At 68.0% G+C, this 23,146-nt stretch carries 25 protein-coding genes; 11 read left to right on the top strand and 14 right to left on the bottom strand.

Annotated elements, in window-relative coordinates; all coding sequences use genetic code 11:
• The first annotated feature begins 138 nt into the window (after nucleotides 1-138).
• A complete protein-coding gene (locus ASE28_RS16940) occupies nucleotides 139-1,338 on the top strand; it encodes a hypothetical protein (RefSeq protein ID WP_057267638.1) in 1,200 nt (399 codons plus the stop codon).
• Between the two features lie 17 nt (nucleotides 1,339-1,355).
• Nucleotides 1,356-1,874: a DUF4274 domain-containing protein gene (locus tag ASE28_RS16935; protein WP_057267636.1), complete on the top strand. Its 519-nt coding sequence runs from the start codon at nucleotides 1,356-1,358 to the stop codon at nucleotides 1,872-1,874.
• 14 nt (nucleotides 1,875-1,888) lie between these two features.
• Here the strand turns inward: ASE28_RS16935 and ASE28_RS16930 are convergent, their stop codons facing one another.
• From ASE28_RS16930 to ASE28_RS16920, 3 genes are all read right to left on the bottom strand, one after another.
• On the bottom strand, nucleotides 1,889-2,665 hold the full coding sequence (locus ASE28_RS16930; protein WP_057267634.1) for a hypothetical protein: 777 nt from the start codon (nucleotides 2,663-2,665) through the stop codon (nucleotides 1,889-1,891).
• A 125-nt stretch (nucleotides 2,666-2,790) separates the two neighbouring features.
• Nucleotides 2,791-3,765 (bottom strand): tripartite tricarboxylate transporter substrate binding protein, encoded by a 975-nt coding sequence (locus ASE28_RS16925; protein WP_057203071.1) that lies wholly within the window; start codon nucleotides 3,763-3,765, stop codon nucleotides 2,791-2,793.
• A gap of 19 nt (nucleotides 3,766-3,784) precedes the next feature.
• Nucleotides 3,785-4,897 carry an ABC transporter substrate-binding protein gene (locus ASE28_RS16920; protein WP_057267632.1) on the bottom strand — a complete coding sequence of 371 codons (1,113 nt, stop codon included), beginning with the start codon at nucleotides 4,895-4,897 and terminating at the stop codon, nucleotides 3,785-3,787.
• A gap of 92 nt (nucleotides 4,898-4,989) precedes the next feature.
• Here ASE28_RS16920 and ASE28_RS16915 point away from each other — a divergent pair, with 92 nt between their 5' ends.
• Nucleotides 4,990-5,505: a MarR family winged helix-turn-helix transcriptional regulator gene (locus ASE28_RS16915; RefSeq protein WP_057267630.1), complete on the top strand. Its 516-nt coding sequence runs from the start codon at nucleotides 4,990-4,992 to the stop codon at nucleotides 5,503-5,505.
• 87 nt (nucleotides 5,506-5,592) lie between these two features.
• On the opposite strand, the gene ASE28_RS16910 is transcribed toward ASE28_RS16915, so the two are convergent.
• Complete coding sequence (locus tag ASE28_RS16910; RefSeq protein WP_057267629.1) at nucleotides 5,593-6,567, bottom strand: DMT family transporter; 975 nt, start codon at nucleotides 6,565-6,567, stop codon at nucleotides 5,593-5,595.
• A gap of 169 nt (nucleotides 6,568-6,736) precedes the next feature.
• On the opposite strand from ASE28_RS16910, the gene ASE28_RS16905 reads away from it, so the two are divergent.
• Both ASE28_RS16905 and ASE28_RS16900 read left to right on the top strand, forming a co-directional pair.
• Complete coding sequence (locus ASE28_RS16905) at nucleotides 6,737-7,642, top strand: LysR substrate-binding domain-containing protein (RefSeq protein ID WP_057203262.1); 906 nt, start codon at nucleotides 6,737-6,739, stop codon at nucleotides 7,640-7,642.
• 114 nt (nucleotides 7,643-7,756) lie between these two features.
• Nucleotides 7,757-7,936: a CsbD family protein gene (locus ASE28_RS16900; protein ID WP_057203067.1), complete on the top strand. Its 180-nt coding sequence runs from the start codon at nucleotides 7,757-7,759 to the stop codon at nucleotides 7,934-7,936.
• 81 nt (nucleotides 7,937-8,017) lie between these two features.
• Here the strand turns inward: ASE28_RS16900 and ASE28_RS16895 are convergent, their stop codons facing one another.
• The gene (locus tag ASE28_RS16895; protein WP_057267627.1) at nucleotides 8,018-8,776 is read right to left on the bottom strand and encodes a DeoR/GlpR family DNA-binding transcription regulator; all 759 of its coding nucleotides are present in this window, start codon (nucleotides 8,774-8,776) and stop codon (nucleotides 8,018-8,020) included.
• Nucleotides 8,777-8,845: 69 nt separating this feature from the next.
• Between ASE28_RS16895 and ASE28_RS16890 the strand changes: the two genes are divergently transcribed.
• Nucleotides 8,846-9,253 carry a hypothetical protein gene (locus ASE28_RS16890; RefSeq protein WP_057267625.1) on the top strand — a complete coding sequence of 136 codons (408 nt, stop codon included), beginning with the start codon at nucleotides 8,846-8,848 and terminating at the stop codon, nucleotides 9,251-9,253.
• Nucleotides 9,250-9,870 (top strand): GDP-mannose pyrophosphatase NudK, encoded by a 621-nt coding sequence (gene nudK / locus ASE28_RS16885; protein WP_082608106.1) that lies wholly within the window; start codon nucleotides 9,250-9,252, stop codon nucleotides 9,868-9,870. Before ASE28_RS16890 ends, nudK begins: the two co-directional genes overlap by 4 nt.
• Before the next feature lie 9 nt (nucleotides 9,871-9,879).
• On the opposite strand, the gene ASE28_RS16880 is transcribed toward nudK, so the two are convergent.
• Nucleotides 9,880-10,371, bottom strand: coding sequence for an EVE domain-containing protein (locus ASE28_RS16880; protein ID WP_057267621.1), 492 nt, complete (start codon nucleotides 10,369-10,371; stop codon nucleotides 9,880-9,882).
• Between the two features lie 93 nt (nucleotides 10,372-10,464).
• Here ASE28_RS16880 and ASE28_RS16875 point away from each other — a divergent pair, with 93 nt between their 5' ends.
• Nucleotides 10,465-12,249: a DUF3592 domain-containing protein gene (locus ASE28_RS16875; RefSeq protein ID WP_057267619.1), complete on the top strand. Its 1,785-nt coding sequence runs from the start codon at nucleotides 10,465-10,467 to the stop codon at nucleotides 12,247-12,249.
• A 10-nt stretch (nucleotides 12,250-12,259) separates the two neighbouring features.
• On the opposite strand, the gene alkB is transcribed toward ASE28_RS16875, so the two are convergent.
• The 7 genes from alkB to ASE28_RS16840 form a co-directional block, all read right to left on the bottom strand.
• Complete coding sequence (alkB, locus tag ASE28_RS16870) at nucleotides 12,260-12,931, bottom strand: DNA oxidative demethylase AlkB (RefSeq protein WP_057267617.1); 672 nt, start codon at nucleotides 12,929-12,931, stop codon at nucleotides 12,260-12,262.
• The gene (locus ASE28_RS16865; protein ID WP_057267615.1) at nucleotides 12,928-13,662 is read right to left on the bottom strand and encodes a 2OG-Fe(II) oxygenase; all 735 of its coding nucleotides are present in this window, start codon (nucleotides 13,660-13,662) and stop codon (nucleotides 12,928-12,930) included. Before ASE28_RS16865 ends, alkB begins: the two co-directional genes overlap by 4 nt.
• Nucleotides 13,659-14,786, bottom strand: a complete 1,128-nt coding sequence (ada, locus tag ASE28_RS16860) for a bifunctional DNA-binding transcriptional regulator/O6-methylguanine-DNA methyltransferase Ada (protein ID WP_057267859.1) — start codon at nucleotides 14,784-14,786, stop codon at nucleotides 13,659-13,661. Before ada ends, ASE28_RS16865 begins: the two co-directional genes overlap by 4 nt.
• Before the next feature lie 148 nt (nucleotides 14,787-14,934).
• Nucleotides 14,935-17,757 carry a DEAD/DEAH box helicase gene (locus ASE28_RS16855; protein WP_057267613.1) on the bottom strand — a complete coding sequence of 941 codons (2,823 nt, stop codon included), beginning with the start codon at nucleotides 17,755-17,757 and terminating at the stop codon, nucleotides 14,935-14,937.
• A gap of 40 nt (nucleotides 17,758-17,797) precedes the next feature.
• Nucleotides 17,798-18,670, bottom strand: a complete 873-nt coding sequence (locus ASE28_RS16850; protein WP_057267612.1) for a helix-turn-helix domain-containing protein — start codon at nucleotides 18,668-18,670, stop codon at nucleotides 17,798-17,800.
• A 12-nt stretch (nucleotides 18,671-18,682) separates the two neighbouring features.
• Nucleotides 18,683-19,039, bottom strand: a complete 357-nt coding sequence (locus tag ASE28_RS16845; protein ID WP_057267610.1) for a nuclear transport factor 2 family protein — start codon at nucleotides 19,037-19,039, stop codon at nucleotides 18,683-18,685.
• A gap of 84 nt (nucleotides 19,040-19,123) precedes the next feature.
• Nucleotides 19,124-20,029 carry a DMT family transporter gene (locus ASE28_RS16840; protein WP_057267609.1) on the bottom strand — a complete coding sequence of 302 codons (906 nt, stop codon included), beginning with the start codon at nucleotides 20,027-20,029 and terminating at the stop codon, nucleotides 19,124-19,126.
• Between the two features lie 131 nt (nucleotides 20,030-20,160).
• On the opposite strand from ASE28_RS16840, the gene ASE28_RS16835 reads away from it, so the two are divergent.
• Nucleotides 20,161-20,604 carry an Lrp/AsnC family transcriptional regulator gene (locus tag ASE28_RS16835; RefSeq protein ID WP_057203055.1) on the top strand — a complete coding sequence of 148 codons (444 nt, stop codon included), beginning with the start codon at nucleotides 20,161-20,163 and terminating at the stop codon, nucleotides 20,602-20,604.
• A 3-nt stretch (nucleotides 20,605-20,607) separates the two neighbouring features.
• Here ASE28_RS16835 and ASE28_RS16830 read toward each other — a convergent pair whose 3' ends face one another.
• The gene (locus ASE28_RS16830) at nucleotides 20,608-21,468 is read right to left on the bottom strand and encodes a helix-turn-helix transcriptional regulator (RefSeq protein ID WP_200963960.1); all 861 of its coding nucleotides are present in this window, start codon (nucleotides 21,466-21,468) and stop codon (nucleotides 20,608-20,610) included.
• Nucleotides 21,469-21,577: 109 nt separating this feature from the next.
• Between ASE28_RS16830 and ASE28_RS16825 the strand changes: the two genes are divergently transcribed.
• Entirely contained in the window at nucleotides 21,578-22,054 is a 477-nt protein-coding gene (locus ASE28_RS16825; RefSeq protein ID WP_057203054.1) for a DUF3237 domain-containing protein, read from the top strand.
• A 54-nt stretch (nucleotides 22,055-22,108) separates the two neighbouring features.
• Nucleotides 22,109-23,113 (top strand): tripartite tricarboxylate transporter substrate binding protein, encoded by a 1,005-nt coding sequence (locus ASE28_RS16820; protein WP_157422009.1) that lies wholly within the window; start codon nucleotides 22,109-22,111, stop codon nucleotides 23,111-23,113.
• Nucleotides 23,114-23,146 lie beyond the last annotated feature (33 nt).

Raw genomic sequence — 23,146 nt, 5'->3', positions numbered from 1 at the left:
CGGCTACAACATGGCTTTCTACAAGCCGTTGTGCGAATGCATCGAGTCCCATGCAGGCGGGGTTTTCCGGTAGCCGCCCGGCGCGCCATTGCGCACAATCCTCTGATCCCGTTACATATTCGGGCGCCTGCCGTTTCCATGAGCACCATCGTCCAGATCTTCGACCGCATCACGGCCACCGACGTGCCCACGGCCCTGGCCGCGTGCCAGCGCGACCAGCGGTCCACGCCGCGGGTGGTGGCCATGTTCGACCAGTTCCTGCGCGAGGTGCAGTGCCACTACCCGCTGGCCGCTGGTGCCAACGGCGTGGAGCAGCCCCTGATCTGGACCGAGGGCCTGCCGTTCGGGCCGCTGGACCACTGGCCCCTGAACCTGGGTGTCGATGTGCAGGCACTCGACGCCACAGTGCTCTCCACCCTGGGCCATGTGGCGGCCGACGCCGGGCTGCAGCTGTTCGAGCCGCAGGGCGGGGCGCTGTACCGGCTGGACCGCCAGGTGGTCTACGAGGACGGCACGGTCGAGCCCTTTGCCGAACGTTCCCTGCGGGTGGAGCCGCCCAAAGTCCATGCAGCGCCCGGCAGCTTTGCTCCGGCGCGGGTGCCCCATAGCCTGGATGTGCTGTGCGGCGCACTGATGGAGCGGCTTGCGCCGCTGGGCTTCGAGGTCCATCCCCATCCGGTGAACTCACGCGCACGCCTGGTGCAGCGCAGTTTTGGTCCCACCGTGCAGGCGTTTTTCATACAGGTGCAGCCGGAACATGACCGGCAGTACATCCATTGCGCCGTGCACTGGTGGCTGCCCAGCGTGCGCGAGGCCTGGCTGGCGCGCCTCGATGAGATCGGCGGCCCCGAACTGCGCAGCCGCATCAAGGCCTTCATCCCTGACTACGAGCGGACCCTGAGCGATTTCCAGCAGATTCCCTGGCACCGCAACCCGCGCCTGGGCCAGAACGACCTGCGTAGCGCGCACGACCTGGACGAGTTTGCCAAGGCCCTGGCCTTCTGGGCCGCCGAGCGCGCCATCCTCTGGCAGGATGCGCCCAAGGACATGGCGGCCCTGGGCAAGCTGCTGCTCTCGGTGGACCAGGTCAGCCGCGTGCTCAGGGACGGCGAAAGCGGCGTGCACGGCCTGTTCACCTTGCAGGAGCAGATGGCCCTGCTGGTGCTGGCATTGCACTGCAAGACACCCCTGCGAGAGGTGTGGATCGAAACCCTGCGCCATCGCCAGCGTGTGACGCAGCATGTGCAGTGGAAGCCCGTCAGCGGCAACGATGGCAATGCCTTGTTCGACGCCATCCTCCAGAGCCTGATCGAGCGGCCTCCTGTGCTGGGCGCCTGATCCAACCAACTTTTTGCATGACTTCCGACAACGACATTGAAGCCCGCGCCTGGAACCTGGTGCACGCCTACCTGGCCGATGCATCTCCCGCCGCATGGCATGTGTTCGCCGCGCGCTCCAACTACGACGGCAACAAGCAGGCCCTGCGCTGGCTGCTCGACCAGCCCACGCTGGACCGGGGCACTGCATTGCTGATCTACTGGTACCTGGGGGCCGCGTGGCACGTGCAATTCACCTCGGCGGACCAGGCGTTGAGCCCCGAAACCTTCACGCTGCTGCGCCTGATCGAGGAGCGCTATGCGGAGGGTTTTTATCAAGCCGGCAATATCTGGTTCGACCCGCACACCTCCGAAGGCGGCCGGCCCGATGACTACCCCAAGGTGCCGGTGGTGCGGCCTGTGCCAGCCATCATGCTGGGGCCGGTCAACGGCAGCGAGTTGGTCGAGGTCTCCGAAGACCCGGAGGGCTTTGACGAAGGGCTCCCACTGAGCGTGGCGGTGGCGCTGTATGCGTTGTTCGAGGAGAACGAAGACTGACAACGTCCTCCGGTTCAGCGTCCCGGGCCTTCGATTGTGTCGCTGTCTGCGCGGTGTGAGCCCACCCCGACACCCAGGGCCATGCCGCCCATGCCGGCCCCGCCGGAGCCTCCACCGCCTGCACCCCCTCCACGCCCGCCGCCGGCCTCGGCATTGCCTGCGCCTCCCGCTCGCTTGCCCGCCGCCCCGCCACTTGCGGCCGGGCGCAGAGGGCCCTGGTTGGGTATGGTCACTGCAGCCGGGATGGGCTCCAGGTCCAGCGCCGAGCGTATGAAGTGGCGCAGCGACACGACCAGCTGCGCGGTCTCGATGCTGCGGCCGGCCACCATGTCCTGCGCGGCCTTGGCGGCCAGTTCCACCTGTTCCTCGGTGCCGAGCAGGATCACGTCGGACAGGGCGGCCTCCACCGCATCGCGCATGCGGCGCTGGCGTTCGGTGCTGGTGAGGGTCGGAGAGGGCAGGTCCGATTCCTCCGCTTCGGATGCATCGGTTTCCTGTGGGGTGGCCATCGCCATCTGCACGGCACTGTCATGCACCTGCTGGCGCCGCAGGTCGCGCATGTGCGTGGGGTGCACCTGCAACTGCCCGGTGAAGGATCCACCCAGTGTCTTGTACGCAGCGATCAGCGTCTTGAGCCGTTCGTTGATCTGCCGGTTCTCGCGCTCGCGGCGCTTCTGGATGGTCTGCATGAACACCAGGCGCGTGCCCACCATGACCAGGGTGGCCAACAGCAGGCCCATCAGTGTGGTGAGCAGGGTGGACCAGGAGGTGAAGTCGAGCAGGTTGCGCATGCGGAAAGCTGAGGGCGAACGGTGCGCCCATCCTAAAGGCAAGCCGGCTGCCGCCCTGTAGGCCGGCGCCCCAGCCAGCCCCATGGATGCTTTGCGAAGGGCGCAGGTCGTCACCCCCCCGGTTCTCAATCGGCCGTCAGCCCCAGGCGCTTCACAACGGGTTCCCAACGGGCCATTTCCTGGGTCAGCGTCGTCTGCGCCTGCGCGCTGGTGGTCCCCAGGGCCGTCACATCGCTGTTTTGCAGCTTGGCACGCACCTCCGCCAGTTTCATCACCTCCTGCGCCCGTTTCGCCAGTTCGGCGATGACGGCGGGCGGCGTGCCCTTGGGGGCCTGCAGCACCAGCCGGAAGCTCACGTCCAGGCCTGGCTGCTTCAGGGCCTGGGCCAGCGTGGGAACTTCGGGCGCCAGCGGCGATGGCGTGGCCGAGGAGACGGCCAGTGCCGTGAGCTTGCCGGCCCGCACATGCGGCAGCACGGTGGGCGTGGCGAGGAAGCCGCATTGCACTTCGCCGGCCAGCACCGCCTGCGTAGCGGGCGCGGGCCCGCGGTAGGGGATGTGCTCCATGCGTGCGTGCGCTGCATCCAGGAACATTTCGGTCGCCAGGTGCCCGGGCACCCCCGGTCCACCGGATCCGTAGAGGATGCGCTCGGTCTTGCTCTTGGCCACCAATTCGCTGACCGTCTTCACACCCACCGAAGGGTGGCACACCAGCATCTGCGAAAAGCTGCCGATGATGGACACGTTCACCAGATCGGCCTTGGGATCGAAATCGCGGTTCTTGTAGATATGCGGGTTGACCGTGAGCACGGTATCAGGGCTGAGGACCAGGGTGGCGCCGTCGGGTTCCGCCTTGGCTGCCGCGATGGCGGCCAGGTTGTTGCCGGCGCCAGGGCGGTTGTCCACGATCACGGGTTGCTTGACCAGCCTGCCCAATTGGTCGGCGAACAGCCGCGCCGTGATGTCCGACGGGGCGCCGGGCGGCGAGCCCACGAAGAGGCGCACCGGTCCGGTGGGCCAGGCCTGTGCCAGCGCGGCGCAGGGCGCCAGCGCAATGAGGCCGATGGCACCGGCGCTGCGGATCGTCTTGAAAATGCCCATGGTTACTCCTTGTCGAAGCTCAGTACATCAGCTGGCCGCGGCGGTTCACGACGCCGATGTCCACCCACTGCGTGCCGATGTTCTGGCCATCGGTGAAATCGAGCGGCAGGCCCCCCAGGTCCATGCGCAACTGACGCAGCGCGGCCGTTACCTTCTCGGGCGTGGGGGATGCGCCAGCGCGAGAGATGGCCTCCACTGCGACCTGGGCGGCCACGTAGCCGGTCAGGTGCGGGTTGGACGGCTCGGATTTCGGATAGTGGGTGCGCATTGCGGCACGGAAGTCCCGCGTCAGGCGGGTCTTGTCGGCAGAGGCATTGGGCAGCACCTGCGCCACCCCCACGCCGATGGCCGATTCCAGTGGCGTCTTTTCAATGATGGCTTCTGCCGGCACGTAGGACATGCCATAGATCGGCGTGCGGTCAGAGGCTGCACGCACGTCGCGAACCAGCGCCGCGCCGCTGTTGCGCACCAGCACCATCACATAGGCCTGCGCGCCTGTTGCCTGCAGCTGTTTGGCCGTGGCCGCGAGCTGCTCTCCGACTGGGGGCACGGGCACGCGGCCGACGACCTCGAGCTTGAACTCCGCAGCCGCTTCGTTGAAGTGGCCCAGGCCGCTCTTGCCCATGGGGTTGTCCTGGTGGGCGACCGACACCTTGCGGATGCCCAGTGTGGACAGGTGCTGCAGGATGTGGCGGATCTGCGCGCGGTCGCCCGCGCTCACGTGGAAGATCCACGGGCTGCCGGGGGTGCGCATGGCCTCCGCGCCCGGGGTTGCGCCCACGGCCGGGATCTTCACGCGGTCGAGCACCTTGCTGGACTGAAGTGCCAGCACATTGGCCGAGCCGAACAGGTTAATGAAGGCCAGCGGCTTGTCGCGCGTGGCGATCATCTCGACCAAGCGCACGGTATCCTCGGGCTTGTACTGGTCGTCTTCGTGCACGAAGCGGATCTTCTGCCCGTTGACACCGCCCTTGGCATTCACGGTGTTGAAATACGCTGCGGCCCCCTCGTAGTTGCCCACGGCCGTCACGGCCAGCGGGCCCTTGGTGGGCGATACCTGGGCGATGACGATGTCCGCATGGGCAGTGGCCACCTGAAGGGCCGCGAAGAAGATGAGGGTACGAATGGGCAAGGGCTGACTCCAACGGCATAGAGAACTCTGCAGAGAATTCTTAGGCCTCAGCCGATGGTTCATCTAATGAAGAAAAGAGGAGACATTCCCTGATGTTGCGCAATCCCCGTGTGCCGGACGATTTCGTGAATTATCGATTGCTGCGGCTGTTCGCACTGGCGGGCGCGCCCGTGGTGCGCCTGTGCGAGGGGCGCTACGGTGTGACGCGGCGCGAATTTCGCCTGCTGTGCCTGGTGGTCGACGGCGGTCCCGTGTCCCCGTCGCGCCTGAGCGAATTGGCACACCTGGACCCGGCCCGCGCGTCGCGCGTCATCGCGGCGCTGGCCAGGAAACGGCTGGTGCGCCGCGAGGTGCAGGACGGCGACCGCCGTTTTGCGCTCATTGCAGCCACGCGCGAAGGCGTGGCGCTGCACAAGGAACTGTTTCCGCAGATCGCCGATATCAATCGGGGGGTGGTGTCGGTGCTCGACGCGGGGCAGGTCAAGGCGCTGGATCAGATCCTGTCGGTGCTCACGCGCCACGCGGAGGTGGTGAACAGCTCCATCGTGCTGGATGTGGGCGCGGACCGCCAGCGCGGGCGGCGCAGCTCCGATGACGACCCCGCGTAAGGGCCGCCGGGCAGACGGGCCCTGCAGTAAATTGCATCGACCTGTAGCCGGGGCAGGCGCCATCCCCGTTCGATGGTCCTGCTACCGTCAGCCCGCCTTGCTGGCTGCCAATCCCTTCGGCGGCGCCACTGCAGAGGCTGCCACCGGCTTGCTGCGCTTGCTGATCAGCAGCACCCCCGCCAGCACCAGCCCGGCACCCGCCATCTGCCACCAGGACAGCGGTTCGTTCAGCAGCCAGCAGCCGAAGAAGATGGTGAGCATGGGCCCCAGGTTGCCGATCAGCGCGGTGCGGGCGGCGCCGATGCGGCGGATGGCGGCGGAGGTCATGAACACCGGCAGCACGGTGGAGAAGACGGCCATGCCCAGGGCATGCAGGTACACGGGCGCGGGCTGCGCCAAAGCCGCGACCGGCTGGGTCGCGATGAAGTGGGCCAGCGTGGCGACAGTGGACACCAGCATGGCCAGCGCGGTGAAGCGCGCCGCGCCCAGGGTGCGAATGGCCGGCTCGCTACCCGCCTGGTAGAAGGCATACGACACGGCCGAGCCGAACACGAAGCCCGCACCGATGAGCACGGCCCGGGCATCGCCGGCCACATGCAGGTCGTGCGCAAAGGCCAGGCCGATGCCCGCGTACGACAGCAGCAGCGAGCCGATTTCGCGCCGCGATGCCCGTTCGCCCATGAAGAGCACGCCGATCACGATGGTGAGCGTGGGGTAGGTGAACAGAATCAACCGCTCCAGGCTGGCCGTGATGTACTGCAGGCCGATGAAGTCAAGAATGCTGGCGCCGTAGTAGCCCAGCAGACCCAGCGCGATGACCAGCAGCCAGTCGCGCCTGGCCAGCGATGCCAGGCTGCGGCTGGCGCGCCAGCCGACCCAGGCAAACACCGGCAGCGAGAACGCCATGCGCAGGGCGAGCAGGGTGACCGAATCGACCGGCGTGGCCTGCGGCACGGCATAGGCCAGCTTGACGAAGATGGCCTTGAACGAGAAGCCCAGGGCGGCGAGAACGGCCAGGGCCAGGCCGATGCGTTCGGCGGGCCAGTGTTTCCAGGAAGGCATGGGGAAGTCTTGTGACATGGTGCATGCGGCTACTGCGAACGTTATGCATGCATGCGATACGGGGAGGGCAAATCGGTGAGGCCATGGTGCCCGACGATGTCGCGGTGCACAATTGCTATTCCCGCAAGCCTGCGTTCGTTTTTGCCGAACGATGGCGGGGCCTTTGTTCATGAACTACGACCTCATTGACCTGCGCCTGTTTGTCGCCATTGCCGAAGAATGCAACCTTACCCGCGGGGCTGCCCGCGCCTGCCTGGCCCCATCGTCGGCCAGCCACCGGCTGCGCCGGCTGGAAGATGCACTCCACACCACCTTGTTCGAGCGGCAGACGCGCGGCGTGCAACTCACCCGAGCCGGCGAAGCGCTGCTGCGCAATGCGCGCCAGGTGCTGGCCAGCCTGGAGCAGATGCATGCCAACCTCTCGCCCTTTGCCACCGGCATCCGCGGCCATGTGAGCCTGTGGGCCAACACGCATGCCACGCACACCTTTCTGCCGGACGATCTGGCTGGCTTTCTCAAGCAGCACCCGCAGGTCAGCGTGACACTGGAGGAGCGCACCAGTGCCGAGATCGTGGTGGCCGTGGCCAGTGGCGAGATCGAAGTGGGTGTGCTGGCGGACAGCGGCCACAGCGCGGGCGTGGAGCTGGCCCCCTACCGGCAGGACCGGCTGGTGCTGATCGTGCCCACCGGCCATGCCCTGTCGTCTCGTACGCAGGTCGGCTTTGCCGAGGTGCTGGACCACGCCTTCGTCATGCTGCATGCGGGATCGGCCATCCACACCTTCACGATGAATGCGGCCGCCGCTCTGGGCAGGCACCTGGATGTGCGCATCCAGGTGCGCAGCTTCGAGGCCGTCTGCCGCATGGTGGGCGCAGGTGTGGGCATCGGCATGGTGCCGCGCAGCGCCGTCAAGCTGGCGGGTGTTGGCGATCTGCCGGTGGTCGTGGAAATGGACGAGCCCTGGGCCCGGCGCGACCTGCAGATCTGCGTGCGCAGGGGAGCAGAGCCATCGGGCTTTGCGGCCGCGCTGGTCGAGCACCTGCGCAGCAGTCGTGGCGCGCGCCAGGGGGTGTAGGTGGGTTCCGACGGCTTTGATCGGCATTGGCCCGCTTCGTGCGCCAAGGTGCCTGCGTAACCTTGGGGCCATGCAAAGCGATCCTGCTCTGCTCTACCACCCCAAGGAACCAATATGAACACCGATCAAGTCAAGGGCGCATTGAAAGAAGCAGCTGGCAAGGTTCAGCAAAAGACCGGGGAGGTGATCAACAGCCCCGAGCAGCAAGCCAAGGGCGCCGCCAAGCAGGTGGAAGGCAACATCCAGAAGAACTATGGCGACGCCAAGGAAGCGGTCAAAGACGCCGTGAAGTGACGCCCAGCGGGTGCGCCCGCTTGCCGCACGTGAAGCCCCGGATGCAGTGATGCCCCGGGGTTTTGCGTTTTCAAATCAGGCTCAGTCTGCCAGGAACACGTTTATGCCCGTGGCGCGCAGTTCCTTCTGGATGCGCCTGGGTGCGGTGGCGGGCACCACGAGCGCGGCCAACTCCTTGAGCGGTGCCACGGTGAAGGGCGATGCGGCACCAAGCTTGTCCAGGGAAGCCAGAACCACGGTTTCCGCCGCGCGGCGGTGCAGGACGCGCTTGACGGTGGCTTCCTCGAAGTCGCCGGTGGTGAGCCCGGCCTCGGCGTGCACGCCCGTCACGCCCATCAAAAACAGGTCTGCGCGCAGGCGCTCGGCCGCCTCTACCACGCTGGCGCCCACGTTCACCATCGAGTGCCGGTACAGGCGCCCGCCCAGGCTCAGCACCTCGATGTGCGCGTGCCCGGCCAGCGCGGCGGCCACCACGGGGCTGTGGGTCACCACCGTGGCGCGCAGGTCCAAAGGCAGGTGCTGAACCACCTGCAGCGAAGTGGTGCCCCCATCCAGAATGACCACCTGGCCCGGGCGCACCATAGCCGCCCCGGCGCGGCCGAGCAGGCGCTTTTCGTCGGGCGCCAATTCTTGGCGCACACGCAGGTCGCCCACGGCAGCCGAGGCGGGCAGGGCGCCGCCGTGCACACGCTGCAGCTTGCCCTCGGCGGCCAGTTCGCGCAGGTCGCGGCGCACCGTGTCTTCGGAGATGCCCCATTCGTCGCTGAGCGCCTTGGCCACTATCTGGCCCTCATGTGCGAGGCGCTGGAGGATGAGTTGCTTGCGCTGGGTGGTGAGCATGGGCTGGCCGATTGCATGAAATTCAATGAAAATGCATGATACTGCACGAATGCGTTTTTGGAGAAACCCATGCCCGATCCCATGGCGGCTGACCGCCCCCTGCTTGTGCTCATCGCCGGCCCTTATCTCTCGGGCACCGATGGCGACCCCGTCCGCATCGCCGCCAACCGCGAGCGGCTGGAGGCCGCCGCCTTGCCCATCTACCAGCGCGGCCACCTGCCAATGCTGGGTGAATGGCTGGCGCTGCCCATCATCCACGCGGCCGGCGGCCGTGAGCAGGGCGATGCGGTGTTCCATGCCTACCAGTACCCGGTAGCCGAACGCTTGCTCACGCGCTGCGATGCGGTGCTGCGCCTGCCGGGCGCATCGCGGGGTGCCGATATAGACGTGGCACGGGCGAAGGCCCTGGGCCTGCCGGTTTATCACCATATCGACGAGCTGCCGGTGCGCCAGGCGGCAGAGAGGGCAGCGGCATGAAGCGGCCCCAGCCCATGCCACTGCCGGGCGATACGGACAATGTCCGATTGCTGGATGCCCAGGTGCTGTCGGACAACTGGTACACCCTGCGCAAGATCAGCGTCGAGCTGCGCCGCCGCGACGGCCAATGGCAGCGGCTGAGCCGCGAGGCCTATGACCGGGGCAACGGCGCGGCCTTGCTGCTGTGGGACCCGCGCCGCAGCACGGTGGTGCTGACCCGGCAGTTCCGCCTGCCGGCCTTTCTGAATGGCTCACCCGATGGCCAGTTGATCGAGGCCTGCGCCGGCCTGCTCGATGGCGACGAGCCTGAGGCCTGCATCCGCCGCGAGGCCGAAGAGGAGACCGGCTACCGCATCCGCACACCGCGCAAGCTGTTCGAGGCGTACATGAGCCCGGGCTCGGTGACCGAGAAGCTGCACTTCTTCGTGGCCGAGTACGAGCCCGGCGACCGCGTGCGCGCGGGCGGCGGCCTGATGGAAGAGGGCGAGGACATCGAAGTCATCGAGATGCCCCTGGCCGAAGCCCTGGCCGCCATCGCCTCGGGCCGCATCCAGGATGGCAAGACCATCATGCTGCTGCAGCATGTGGCGCTGGTGCTTGCGCAAAGCACCGTCTGATGCCCGGTGTCAGCCTTTGCCGTCGAGCAGCGCGATGATCCGGTTCCAGTGGGATTCATCCACGGGCGTGATGGACAGGCGGCTGCCCTTTTGCAGCACGCGCAGGTCGGCCAGCTCGGGGTGCTGGCGCAGCTCGGGCAGGCCGAGCAGGCGCGTCTTGCGCACGGCCTGCACGTCGAGCAGCAGCCAGCGCGGCGCGTCGGGCGGCGATTTGGGGTCGTGGTAGGGCGAGGCCGGGTCGAACTGGGTGGGGTCGGTCCGTGTGCCGGACGCTACGCGGGCAATGCCGACGATGCCCGGTTCGGCGCAACTGGAGTGGTAGAACAGCACGCCGTCGCCCACCTGCATGCCGTCGCGCATGAAGTTGCGCGCCTGGTAGTTGCGCACGCCGGTCCAGGGCACGGTGGCTTTGGGGGCGGCCAGGGCGTCGTCGATGGAGCATTCCTCGGGCTCGGATTTCATGAGCCAGTGGCGGGGGGTGGCGCTGGAGGGGGATGTCATGGCACCATTCTGGCAAAGAGTCGGGGGCCGACGCAAACAACGTCCGTGAGGGGAAAGGCGCTGCGGTCCAGATGGGCCGTGGCGAAGCAAGCAATGGCTGAACCATCCAAGCGCAAGAGCAAAGGCCCCGGCACCTGGGTGCTGGCGCTGTTCGGGCTGCCCTTTGCGGCCGCGGGCCTGGGCCTGTTGCTGCTGAGCGTGCTGCCCACGCTGGTCGACTGGTCGACCATGCAGGGCTGGCAGCCGGTGCAGGCCACGCTGGCCTCGGCCGAGACGGTGGCCAGCCGCAGCAGCAAGTCCACCACCTACAGCGTGAAAGCCGAGTACCAGTACCGCGTGGCGGGGCAGGAGTACACCGGGCGGCGCGTGGCCATCGGCTCGGGCAGCGACAACGTGGGCGAGTTCCAGAAGGAACTGGGCGCCCGGCTGGAAGAGGCGCAGCGCAGCGGCACACCGGTGCAGGCCTGGGTGAACCCCGACAACCCTGCCGAAGCGGTGCTGGACAGGAGCCTGCGGCCTGGAATGCTGGCCTTCAAGCTGGTGTTTGCGCTGGTGTTTGGCGGGGCGGGCCTGGGCATCATGCTGTTCGCATGGCGCATGCGGTCCGTGCTGTCCAGCGAGGAACGGGTGGCAGAGCGGACCTGGGAGGCACGCCCCTGGGAGTCCCGCCCCGAGTGGAAGGACAACCGCATCCGGGCGCGCCGGCGCATCGGGCGGTGGGTGTTGTGGGTCCTGGCCCTGGTGTGGAACGGGGTGGCGCTCCCCATGGCCGCCATGGTGGTGCCGCGCACGCTGGAGCGCGGCGACCCTCTGCTGGCGGGCGCCTTGCTGCTGTTTCCATTGGCTGGGCTGGCCCTGCTGGTCTGGGCACTGCGCAGCGCTCTGCATGCACGCCGCTATGGCGATGTACGGCTGGAACTCGACCCGTTCCCGGGCTCCATCGGTGGGCACTTCGGTGCCATCCTGGCGCTGCCTGTGGCCTACAGTTCGGGGCTGCGCTTTCTGGCCACCCTGCAGTGCGTGCAGCACACCCGCTCCCGCTCGGGCGGCAAGACCAGCTACGACAGCCGCACGCTGTGGCAGGTGCGCGGCCTGCCGCAGGTGGAGGCGCAGGGCGAGGGCGTGCGCCTGGCCTGGCGTTTCGACCTGCCGGCGCACCTGCCCGCATCGGAAGACCCTGGCAGCGAGTACCACCGCTGGGAGCTCGAGGTCAAGAGCGTGCCGGGCACCTCGGGCGACAACCTGGCACCGGGGTTCGGGTGCAGCTTCGACGTGCCGGTGTACCTCACGAACCAGAAATCCGTCTGGCTGCAGCACGATGCGGCGCAGCACCCGCAACTGGGCGAGGTGGCCAAAACGGACGAGGAGGACGTCTCCGATGTGGAGCAGGTAGCCGGCGGTGTGCGGCTGTACTTCCCCTATGGGCGGCGCTACAAGCAGATGCTGGCGCTGCTCGTGTTCGGTGCCATCTTCGCGGGCGCGGGCACCCTGCTGTGGAGCAGCGATGCACCGCTGCTGTTCGGTGTGATCTTTGGCGGCATCGGCTGGCTGGTGGTGCTGGGCGCCATCTATGGCATGGGCAACAGCCTCACGGTGCAGATGGACCGCCACGGCCTGCGGACCGAGCGGCGGCTGCTCGGCCTTGCAAGCTTCAAGAGCGCGGCTTCGGCGAGCGAGGTGGCGCGCCTGGAGATCCAGGAAAGCTATTCCACCACCACGGGCGGCAACAAGGAGACCTACTACCGCCTGCAGGCAGTGCTGGCCAGCGGCAAGGGCATCACCGTGGCCGACAGCCTGCGCGGCAGGGCGGCGGCGCAGCAACTGCTGTCCTCGCTGTGCCGCCAGACGGGCTACACGAAGGGATCGACGCTGGATTGAGGGGCGAGCCTCACCCCGCCCTGCGGAAGGTCAGGTTGATCCGAAAGGCCCCCGTCAATGGGTGCACGGCCTCGGCCAGCGGCATCACGCCGTGGTAGCGCAGGCGCGCCGGGCCACCCCAGACCACCACGTCGCCATGGACCAGGGGAATGCGCTGCGGCTTGTCGGCCCGCGCATCGCCACCGAACAGGAACACGGCAGGGATGCCCAGTGACACCGAGACGATAGGGTGGTCGTGGCTGCGCTCATCCTTGTCCTGGTGCAGCGACAGGCGCGTGCCGGGGGCGTAGCGGTTGATGAGGCAGGCGTCGGGCTCAAAACCGGCAAAGCCTGCGGTATCGGCTGCCTCGCGCGCCAGGGTGGCGAACACGGTGGGCAGGGGTGGCCAGGCGCGGCCGGTCAGCGGGTCGGCCCGGCCATAGCGGTAGCCGCTGCGGTCGGAGATCCAGCCCAGCGGGCCGCTGTTGGTCATGGCCACCGACATGCGCTGGCCGCCGGGCGTTTCGAGGTGGCGGAATGGGGCGTGGGCGGTGATCGCCTCCACGGCCTGCAGCAGGGCCGGTGCCAGGCCGAGTGCAAAGCCGCGCAGCAGCGCCGCCCCGGGGGCCAGGGCTTCGCGGGTGCCGGCCTGCTGCCCCAGCAGCAAGGCCTCTTCGTCGTCGCTGAACAGGTTCAGGGTCATGTCGCGTCGTGGAAGATGATGCCGGCGGTGTGGCGCATGCCCGAGCGCAGGCGGCTCACGCCATGGCGCATGTTCACGCGGTAAGGCCCGCGCGTGCCGTAGACCGGGCGGTGGTGCACCGCGAACACCACGGCATCGCCCTGGCGCAGGGGCACGACCTCGGCACGCGACTGCATGCGCGGGCGCTGCTCGGTGAGCACGAATTCGCCGCCCGTGAAATCGCGGCCCGGCTCCGACAGCAGTATCGCCACCTGCAGCGGAAATACATGCTCGCCATACAGGTCCTGGTGGAGGCAGTTGTAGTCGCCCGCCTCGTACTGCAGCAGCAAGGGCGTGGGGCGCACCTGGCCGGCCGCGTGGCAGCGGTCGATGAACTCGGCATGCGTGGCCGGGTAGCGGGTGGCGATGTCCATCACCGCATTCCAGTGGTTGGCCGTGGGGCACAGGTGCGGGTACAGCGCCTCGCGCAGCCCGGCCACCAGCGGCGGCAGCGGGTAGGCGAAGTACTGGTACTCGCCCTTGCCAAAGCCGTGGCGGGCCATTACCACGCGGCTGCGAAAGAGGCCTTCTGTTGCATACAGGCCGGCCAGGGTCTGGCACTCGCCTGGGCTGAGCAGGGCGGAGAGAATGGCCGCGCCCTCGGTGTTCAGGGTGTCTGTCACCGTGGCCCAATCCATGGCACCGGCGCGGGCAGCCCAGTCGGTGGTCTGTTCGGGGAGGCGGGCGTTCATGCGGGCTGGCCCTCGGTTTCGCCGTGCCTGGCCTGCCGCTGTTCGCGGTCCAGCAGGGCCTGCTTGCGCTCCACGCCCCAGCGGTAGCCCGACAGGGCGCCATCGTTGCGAACCACCCGGTGGCAGGGGATGGCCACGGCCAGGGCATTGGCGGCGCAGGCCTGGGCCACGGCGCGTGCGGCGGTAGGGCTACCGATGCGCTGGGCGATCTCGGCATAGCTGGCCGTTGCGCCCGCGGGGATGGTCTGCAGCGCCTGCCATACACGCTGCTGGAAGGCCGTGCCCTGCACGTCGAGTGGCAGGGCGAGGCCGAGGCCGGGGGCCTCGACAAAGGCCACCACCCGCGACACCAGCGCGTCGAAGCTGCGGTCGTCGCCCACCAGGTGGGCCTGGGGGAAGCGGTCCTGCAGGTCCTGCGCCAGCAGTTGGGCATCGTCGCCCAGCAGGATGGCGCACACGCCGCGCGCGCTCTGCGCCACCAGGATGGCGCCCAGCGAACACTGCGCAATCGCAAAGCGGATGGTGACCTGATTGCCGCCCGCCTGGTAGCGCGTGGGCGTCATGCCCAGCACGCCATCGGCTTCTTCGTAGAAGCGGCTGGCGGTGTTGTAGCCCGCGTTGAAGATGGCATCGGTGACGCTTGCGACCGGTGCCACCAGTTCGCTGCGCACACGCCGGGCGCGCTGGGCGGCAGCGTACGCCTTGGGCGTGAGGCCCGTCGCCTGCTTGAAGATGCGGTGGAAGTGGTGGGCGCTCATGCCCACGCGGCCGGCCAGTTCGTCCAGCGTGGGCGGGGTTTCGGCCGCCTCGATGATGCGGCAGGCCTCGGTGACCAGCGCGGCGTGGTGCGCTACGGGCGACGCCTGGGTTGGCTTGCAGCGCTTGCAGGGGCGAAAGCCGGCCTGCTCGGCATCGGCAGCGGTGGCATGGAAGCTTACGTTCTCTGGCAACGCCGGCCGTGCGGCGCAACTCGGGCGGCAGTAGACGCCGGTGGTCTGCACCGAGTAGTAGAACGTGCCGTCGGCCTTGGCGTCGCGCGTGCGCACCGCCGCCCAGCGCGGATCGGCCAGGGTGGCTGCGGCCTGGGCGGCCTTGGTGGCCCTGGAGCGGCGGGTTGGCGGCATGGTGCTATCAGCGGTGGCGGTGGAATGCATGGGTGGCCTCGCAAAGGGAATGGAGATGGCCTGACTGTAGAAACAGCCTGCGATCCACGCACCCCGAAGCTTGCTTTTGAATTCTGCACCCATGCCGCATGGCAGGGGGGCTGTGGGGTCAGGGATCAGGCACAAAGGGCCGCGCCCTGCGCAGGCCCGTGCCGCCCCAGCGCCTCGCATCCTCGCCCGGTATCGCCAGCGGGTTGTACTGCGGCTCCGACAGCGGTGCCAGCAGGGCGTGCAGGTCGGCCTCGCTGAACTTCACGGCGCCCTCGGCATCGTGTCCCAGCACGCCCTGGGCCAGGGCGGCCTTGCGGGCCTGCAGCTCCAGCATGCGCTCTTCGATGCTGCCTTCCACCACCAGCTTGTAGACGAAGACCGGCTGGTCCTGCCCGATGCGGTGGGCGCGGGCCGTGGCCTGCTCCTCCACGGCGGGGTTCCACCACGGGTCCATGTGGACCACGGTGTCGGCGGCGGTGAGGTTCAGGCCCACGCCGCCCGCCTTGAGGCTGACCAGCAGGATGGGCGGGCTGGTCTCGTCCTGCGCCTGGAACTGCCGCACCACGGCGCCGCGCTGGCGCGGCGGGGTTTCGCCCGTGAGGCTCAGGAACGGCAGCTCCAGCGCTTGCAGCTGCCCGGCCACCAGGTTGAGCATTTCGGTGAACTGCGAGAACACCAGCACGCGCCGGCCCTCGGCCACCAGGGCGGGAAGCATGTCGGCCAGCAGTTCGAGCTTGGCCCGTTCCATGCTGGCTGCTGTCTTGCTGCCTTTGACCAGGCGTGGGTCGCAGCACACCTGGCGCAGCTTGAGCAGGGCGTCGAGGATGGTGATCTGCGCGCCGTCGAAGCTCTCGCGCTCCAGCACGCGGCGCACCTGCTTGTCGGCGGTGGCGCGCACGGCTTCGTACAGCTCGCGCTGCTTGCCTTGCAGCTGCACGCGCTGGACCACCTCGGTGCGCGGGGGCAGCTCGGTGGCCACGTCCTGCTTGCGCCGGCGCAGGATGAAGGGGCGCACGCGCTGCGAGAGCAACTGGGCACGCAGGGTTTCGCCGTTCTCCTCGATGGGCTTGCGCCAGCGCGCGTTGAAGCTGCGCACGTCGCCCAGGAAACCCGGCATGAGGAAGTCGAACTGCGCCCACAGCTCGCCCAGGTGGTTTTCCAGCGGTGTGCCGGTCAGGCACAGCAGGTGCGGGGCCTGCAGGCGGCGCAGGGCGCGCGCGCTGCGGCTGCCGGCGTTCTTGACCATCTGGGCTTCGTCCAGGATCAGGAGGTGAAAGGCTTGTGCTGCCAGCGCCTCCACGTCGCGCCAGAGCAGGGGGTAGGTGGTGAGCACCAGATCGTGCTCGGCAATCTCGGCAAACAGCTTGCCCCGCTCGGGCCCGTGCAGGGCCAGCAGGCGCAGGCCGGGCGCCATGCGCTGGGCCTCGGCCTGCCAGTTGAACAGCAGCGAGGTGGGCAGCACCACCAGGGCCGGGCGCGTGAGGCGGCCAGCCTCTTTCTCCACCAGGATGTGGGCTAGCGCCTGCGCGGTCTTCCCGAGGCCCATGTCGTCGGCCAGGATGCCGCCCAGGCCCTGGGCTCGCAGGTACTGCAACCAGGCCAGGCCTTCGAGCTGGTAGGGGCGCAACTGCACCTGCAAGCCCTTGGGTGCGGCGACCGGCTCGGGCCTGCCGATGGCCTTCAGGCGCTTGGCCAATTGGGACAGGCCGATATCGCCCTGCAACTGCCAGTCGTTGGAGGCGTCCACCCGGTGCACCTGCACCAGGCCGGCGCGCAGGGCTTCGAGCCGGCGCAATTCCCAGACGCCCAGGCGCAGCGGGTCGCCCTCCTTGCGCTGGGCGCGCTCTGGGTCGGTGAGCAGGTCGACCATGGCGCCCACGATGGCCTTGAGCGGGCCGGCGGGCGCGTCGATGCGGCGCCCGCCGGGGGCACGCAGCGAGACGATCTCCAGGTCGTCGATGCGGGCCATGCGCCGCGCGATGAGCCAGCGCGCGTCGCGCTTGAGCAGGTCGGCCAGCATGGGGGCCAGGTCCAGCGTCTCGCCGTCGATCTCGATGCCCAGGCTCAGCAGCCAGGCGCCTTCGCGTGCGGGCAACTGCAGCTTTTGCACGGGGCGCTCGCGCGGGCCCACGGGGCCGGCCACCTCCTTGCCCAGCACCTCGCCGGTGTCGGGGGTGATGAGGAGCTTCCAGCGCTGCACGGGCACGCTCTCGTGCGCAAAGCCGGGCCGCACCACCACGCTCCAGCCCTTGGCCGAGAGGCGCGGCACCTGCTCGGCCCAGAAGTCGCCGAAGAAGGCCTCCTGCGCCAGCGTCCACAGCGGACCCAGGTTGGCCGCCGCATCGCGGTTGCGCCACTGCAGGGTGCGTGCGTCCAGGGGCTGCAGGCCCAGCTCCCAGACCAGGTCCATGGCGTCGGCCTCACCCGCCAGGTCGCGCTGCATGCGCACTACCGGGCCGCCGGTGTCGTACAGGTCCTGCAGCGGCGCCGGGCGCGAGTTGAGAATGGAGGTGGGGGCCGGTGCCTGCCAGGCAATGGTGGCCTGGGGCATGTCTTCGAGGCGGTAGGTCCAGTCAATCTGCGCCAGCGTCACGCTGTCCCCGCGCGGGCCCATCTTGCCCTGGGGCTTTAGGCCCAGCAGCCCCTCGCCCCGGCCCAGGGTCATGAGCGTGATGCGCGGCTGGAAGTGGCCGGCGGCAATGCCGGGCGGCAGGGTGGGGCGCCTGGATGGGATCGCCTCGGTGCTGGCCTCCCCGTCTCCACGCATCAGCCCCATCACCCTGGCGGCCTCGGCGTCCGTCAACGGGGGCAGGGCCTTCAGGGCGGCGGCATCGGCCTGGCGGCGCAGGGCGGCCACCCAGGCAGCGATCACCGCCTGGCGGTCAAAGCGCGGTGGGACGGGTTCTGCGGAATAGGAGGGAGGGTCACCGGGGCGTGTCACTGGGCGGTGATTGTGCCCGCACTATCCACACGATCCGACACTACCCGAGCACCGGCACAGCGTAGTGCATGACGGAAGTTTCCGATCCGCCCTGGTAGCTGGGCCCGTAGATTTCCAGGTCCGCACCGCCGCTGTGGCGCTGTTCGGCCCCCGCCAGCCAGTTGGCGTAGATGTAGTTGACGGTATGGTTCACGTTTTCGGGCGCGCCCCGGTGCTCGAAGGTCGCGTAGCGGGCGGCCGGCACTTCAAAATGCACCATGCCCTCGGGCAAGTCGCCGGCTTGCGAGACCTCGATGGCGGCGTGGTACAGCAGCAGGTCCGAGGTGCTCGCGGTCTGGCTCACCACGCCATAGCAGACCCCGGGCACCCGGTGGGGGATTTCTGCCAGCCGGGGCATGAAGCGGGCCCACAGCGGGGGCAGCTTCTGGCCCAGGTTGTCCTTGTCGGAGTCTGCACCGTAGAAGTGGGTGGCCAGCCCCACCAGTTGCAGGGGCGCACGCTCGCGGATGTCCGGGGTGAGCGACAGGTTGCGGTCCAGCTGGCGCAGGTAGTCTTCGTCGAACTGGATCTTCTTCACGAAAAGGCTGCGCCTGCCGAATTTGCGGTACTGGTTGGGGGTGAGCTCGAAGCAGGCCTTGAACGCACGGGTAAAGCTCTCCTGCGTGTCGTAGCCCGCCGCCAGGGCAATGTCCAGGATGCCCAGGCGCGTGTTCAGCAATTGGTCCAGCGCCTTGGCGAAGCGCCGCGAGCGGATATAGGTCTTCAGCGTCTCGTTGGTAAGGGCCTTGAAGATGCGCTGGAAGTGCCACTGGCTCAGCCCCGCCGCCCGCGCCACCTCCGACAGCTCAATGTCGGTATCGAGGTGCGCTTCGATGAAGTCGATTCCGCGCTGGATGCGGTGCAGGTAGAACATGCTGTACGAGATTCAGGGGGTGTCGTAGAAGCCGGTCATGGCCACCAGCTTACCCTGGTCGTTGTACTGGCCAAAGCTCACGCCTTCCCCCATCACTGCGCCGCTGCCGTCGTGCATCTTCCACTGGGCCATGCAGACGTTGTGGTGGCTGGCGAAACGCTCGGTCACGAAATAGGCACCGGGCAGCTGCTGGTGAAAGCCCTGCATGGTCTGCGCCAGCGCCTCCCAGCCTGAGGCCACGCCCAGCGGGTCGGTGTAGGTGCAGTGTTCGTCCAGGCTGGCGGCGAACAGGGCCTGCTTTTCAGCGGGTGTGGGGGCCTTCCATGAGGCGACGTAGGTCTCCCAGGTGGTTTGCAGTGCGTGGTCCATGTGTGCTCCTTGGGGTGAATAGAAGCTGCCAATGGTGCCCATCGCCGCATCCGGGCTTTGACATTTTGTGCTTATCTCACCTGCCTATTTCACACCCTGCGTTGCGGGCTCCGTGGTCGTCGCCCGCGGCCGGTGACCCAGCAAGTTCATCGCTGCGGCGGCCAGCAGGATGGCGGCTGCTCCGAACCACTGCGCGGGCTGCAGGCGGTGGCCGAAGGCGATGAAATCTACCGCAATGGCCACCACCGGGTAGATGAAGGACAGCGCGCCCTGCAGGTAGGTGGGCAGCTTCTGCACGGCTCCATAGAGCAGGATGTACATGAGCCCGGTATGCACCACGCCCACGGTGACCAGCAGCAGCCAGGTGCGCGCATCCTGGGGCAGGGCGCCAAAATTGGCGAAGGGCGCGAGCATGAGCACGCCCACGCAGACCTGCACCAGCGCGATCAGGTGCGGCGGTGTGCCTGTGAGCCGCTTGGCGATCACCGAGGCCACGGCCCAGAAGAAGGCCGCGCCCAGCGCCATGGCAATGCCCAGTGCATAGTTGCTGCCCGCATCGCCGGCACCCGGGCGCGCCTGCACGATGAGCAGCATGCCGCCAAAGGCCAGGGCCAGCCAGCCGAACTTGGGCAGGGTAACGCGTTCGCCAAACAGCAGGGCCCCAAAGGCCACCAGCATGAAGGGCTGGGTGTTGTAGACCGCCGTGGCAATCGAGATGGAGGCATGCGAGTAGGCGCCGAACAGCAGCAGCCAGTTGGTGACGATGGCCACGCCGCCGAGCGCGGCCCAGGCCGCCTGGCGCCAGCTGAGCACGCCGCGCAGAATGCCCATTGCCGCGCAGACCAGCGCCAGCGTGGCCGCGCCGAAGGCGCAGCGCCAGAACACCACGTCGAGCGCGGCCTGCCCCGATTGCACGACAAACCAGCCGATCGTGCCTGAAATGGCCATGGCGCCGCTCATTTCCAGCGTGCCCTGCGTCTTCTTGTCCATCACCGTTCCACCTTGTAGTCAGATGCACCGAGTGTAGAAAAATGGCAGTGCCGAGTGAATGGTTGAAAGAAGGCTGATTTTCAGATAGTCCTCATAATCGAAGGCATGGCTCGAAATTGGAGTAATTTTCCATGGACCTGGTCGATCAATCCATTCTGTCTGTGCTGCACGCGGACTCGCGCACCTCGCTCAAGCTGCTGGCCGAGCGCGTGGGCCTTTCGGCACCGAGCGTGTCCGAGCGGCTGCGCCGGCTGGAGGAGCGCGGGGTGATCCGCGCCTTCACCCTCGACATCGAGCCGCGCGCGCTGGGTTACCAGTTGCAGGCCATCGTGCGCATCAAGCCGCTGCCGGGGCAACTGGCGGCGGTGGAGGCGCTGATACGCGATACACCCGAGTTCTGCGAATGCGACAAGGTGACGGGCGACGACTGTTTCATCGCCCGGGTCTACGTGCGCTCCATCGAGCAGCTCGACGGCGTGCTCGACCGCATCGCCGACAAGGCCCAGACCAGCACCGCCATCGTCAAGGCGCAGACCATACGGCGCCGGCCGCCGCCCTGGAATTTCGGCGGCTGAACGCTACCGCCCCAGCACTTTCGCAAACAGCTCGTTGCGAAAGTGAATGCCCAGGCGGGCAAAGGCGCGGTTGCGGTAGGTCTTGACGGTGGGCACGCCCAGGCCCAGGTCGGCGGCGATGCCCTCGTGCGTCATGCCCTGCAGCACGCGCGCGCAGACGTCGAGTTCGCGGTCTGTCAGGTCATGCTGCAGGCGCAGCAGCCGCTCGCGCAGCGCCGGCAGGCCCTGGGGCAGGGCGACCAGGGCAGGTAGCACGGCATGGTCCGTGTCTTCCTCCTGCACCAGCGGCACCATGGCCTGCGGGCGCGCCAGCGCGATGTGCTTGCGGGCCAGGGCCAGCAGTACGGGCGCCACACTCTCGAAGCCGCTGATCTGGCCATCCCGAAAAGGCGGCTGGTGCAGGTGGCGGTAGAAATTGACGGCAAACACCGAGCCGTCGCTTTCATAGTCCACCACCGAGACGCGCTCGGCCACGCCATGCGCTTCGTAGACGCGGGCGCGGTGTTCGCCCTCGACCTCGGTGGCCGTCACATGGCACAGGCGGGTGAGCGGCTCCGAAGGCACGTCCTCGAACGCGCGGCCCCAGGTGCGGTCACGGCGGTAGGGCCCTGACAGGTACGCCCACCAGCAGTCCTGCGTGGTGTCGGGCACGCCCCGGCTGGCCGACATGAACAGGGTGGGCTTGCAGCGCTGGCCCGTGCGGTACACCGACCAGGAGGCCGCAGGCAGCACCGGCGCCAGGTCGTCGAGCAGGCCGGATGCAAAACCGGGCTCGCCCAGGCGCTGCACCATGCCGGCCAGGGCCTGGCCGCTGGAGGGTTGCCTGCCCGATGCGGGCGCCACAGGGGGAAGCCATTGCCTCATGGGGTGGGGGAGATCCGTGTCATAGCGCTGTCATCCTCAGGGATGACAGGCGGTGGGCACAACCGGATTTACGCTAGGTTCATAACCAATTTTGCCGCCAACACCGCCCATGTCCGACCTGCCCCCCCTGCCCGAACCCCGCCTGAAATTCTTTGCCGACCTGCGCGTGCAGGTGGGTGTGCCGCAGGAGGTGGGACAGACCGCCCATGGCCTGCGGCGGTTGATCCCCATCACCGGTGGCACGGCCACGGGCGATGGCTGGACGGCCCGCGTGCTCCCGGGCGGCGCGGACTTTCAGCTCATCGTCAATGACCGCCTGTCCGAGCTCGATGCGCGCTATGTGCTCGAAACCGATGGCGGCGATTTCATCTACGTGCAGAACCGGGCCGTGCGCTCGGGCCCGCCCGAGCTGATCGCCCGCCTGGTGCGTGGCGAGCCGGTGGACCCGGGGCAGATCTATTTCCGCTGCAGCCCGAGTTTCGAGACCGCCTCGCCCACGCTGGCCTGGATTGCCGAGCGCATGTTCGTGGGCTCGGGCGCGCGCTACCCGGATGCGGTGGCGATGCGCTTCTTCGAACTGGCCTGAGCTTTCCATTTTTTCTTCCCCGACTTTCCCTCACAAGAACCACTGGAGACAAGCATGATGAACACCTCTTTCAAACCCGTGCGGCGCGCCTTGCTGGCTGCGGCCGTTGCAGCAGGCCTGGCCGCACCGTGGGCCGGCGCTCAGGCGCAGCCCGCTGCCTACCCGAACAAGCCGGTACGCATCATCGTCGGCTTTCCGGCCGGTACGGGGCCGGACATCGTGGCGCGCCTGCTGGCGCAAAAGCTCTCCGAGGGCTGGGGCAACATGGGGGTCATCGTGGACAACAAGCCGGGCGCCGGTGGCCTGATCGCCGCCAGCGAAGCGGCCCGTGCAGCACCCGATGGCTACACGCTGATGCTGGGCGAAACCGGCCAGCTGAGCATCGCGCCCAGCAGCTACAGCAAGCTGCCGTACTCGCCGCAAAAGGATTTCGTGGCGGTGAGCCAGGTGGTCACCTCGGACTTCGTGCTGCTGGTCAACCCGCAGAAGGTGCCCGCGCGCAACGTCCGGGATTTCGTGGAGTGGACCAAGCAGCAAAAGGGCCTGTTCCTGGCCACCTTCGGCGCCGGCACGCCGGGGCATTTCGGTGCCTTCATGTTCGGTGATGCGGTGCAGTTGAAGCCCGAGCCGGTGCACTACAAGAACACGGCGGACGCGCTGGGAGGCCTGTTCAGCGGCGACGTGCAGGGAGTGTTCGCCAGCGTGGGCCTGGCCGCCCCCAATGTGAAGGCCGGCAAGTTGGTGGCCCTGGGCAGCACCGGCGCCACGCGCACCAACGCGCTGCCCGACGTGCCCACCATCAAGGAGCAGGGCTACGCCAACCTGGAGTTCTCGTCCTGGTTCGGCATCGTGGCGCCGGCCAAGACGCCGCCCGAGATCCTGGCCAGGCTCAGCGCCGACATCGTCAAGGCTGTGCAGTCGCCCGAGGGCAAGGCCAAGATGGAAGAAGCCGGCTTTCGCGTGACGGGCACGGGGTCGCCGGAGTTCACCAAGATCATCGCGGCCGACACGGTCACCTGGGGCAAGGCCGTGGCGGCCACCGGCTTCAAGGCGGATTGAGGACCGCAGGCTAGTGTTCTGTCCCGCAAATAG

This window comes from Acidovorax sp. Root219, assembly GCF_001428665.1.
Classification (GTDB): domain Bacteria; phylum Pseudomonadota; class Gammaproteobacteria; order Burkholderiales; family Burkholderiaceae_C; genus Acidovorax.
The sequence above is the reverse complement of the archived record's forward strand: the minus strand, read 5'-3'. Positions and strand labels throughout refer to the sequence as shown.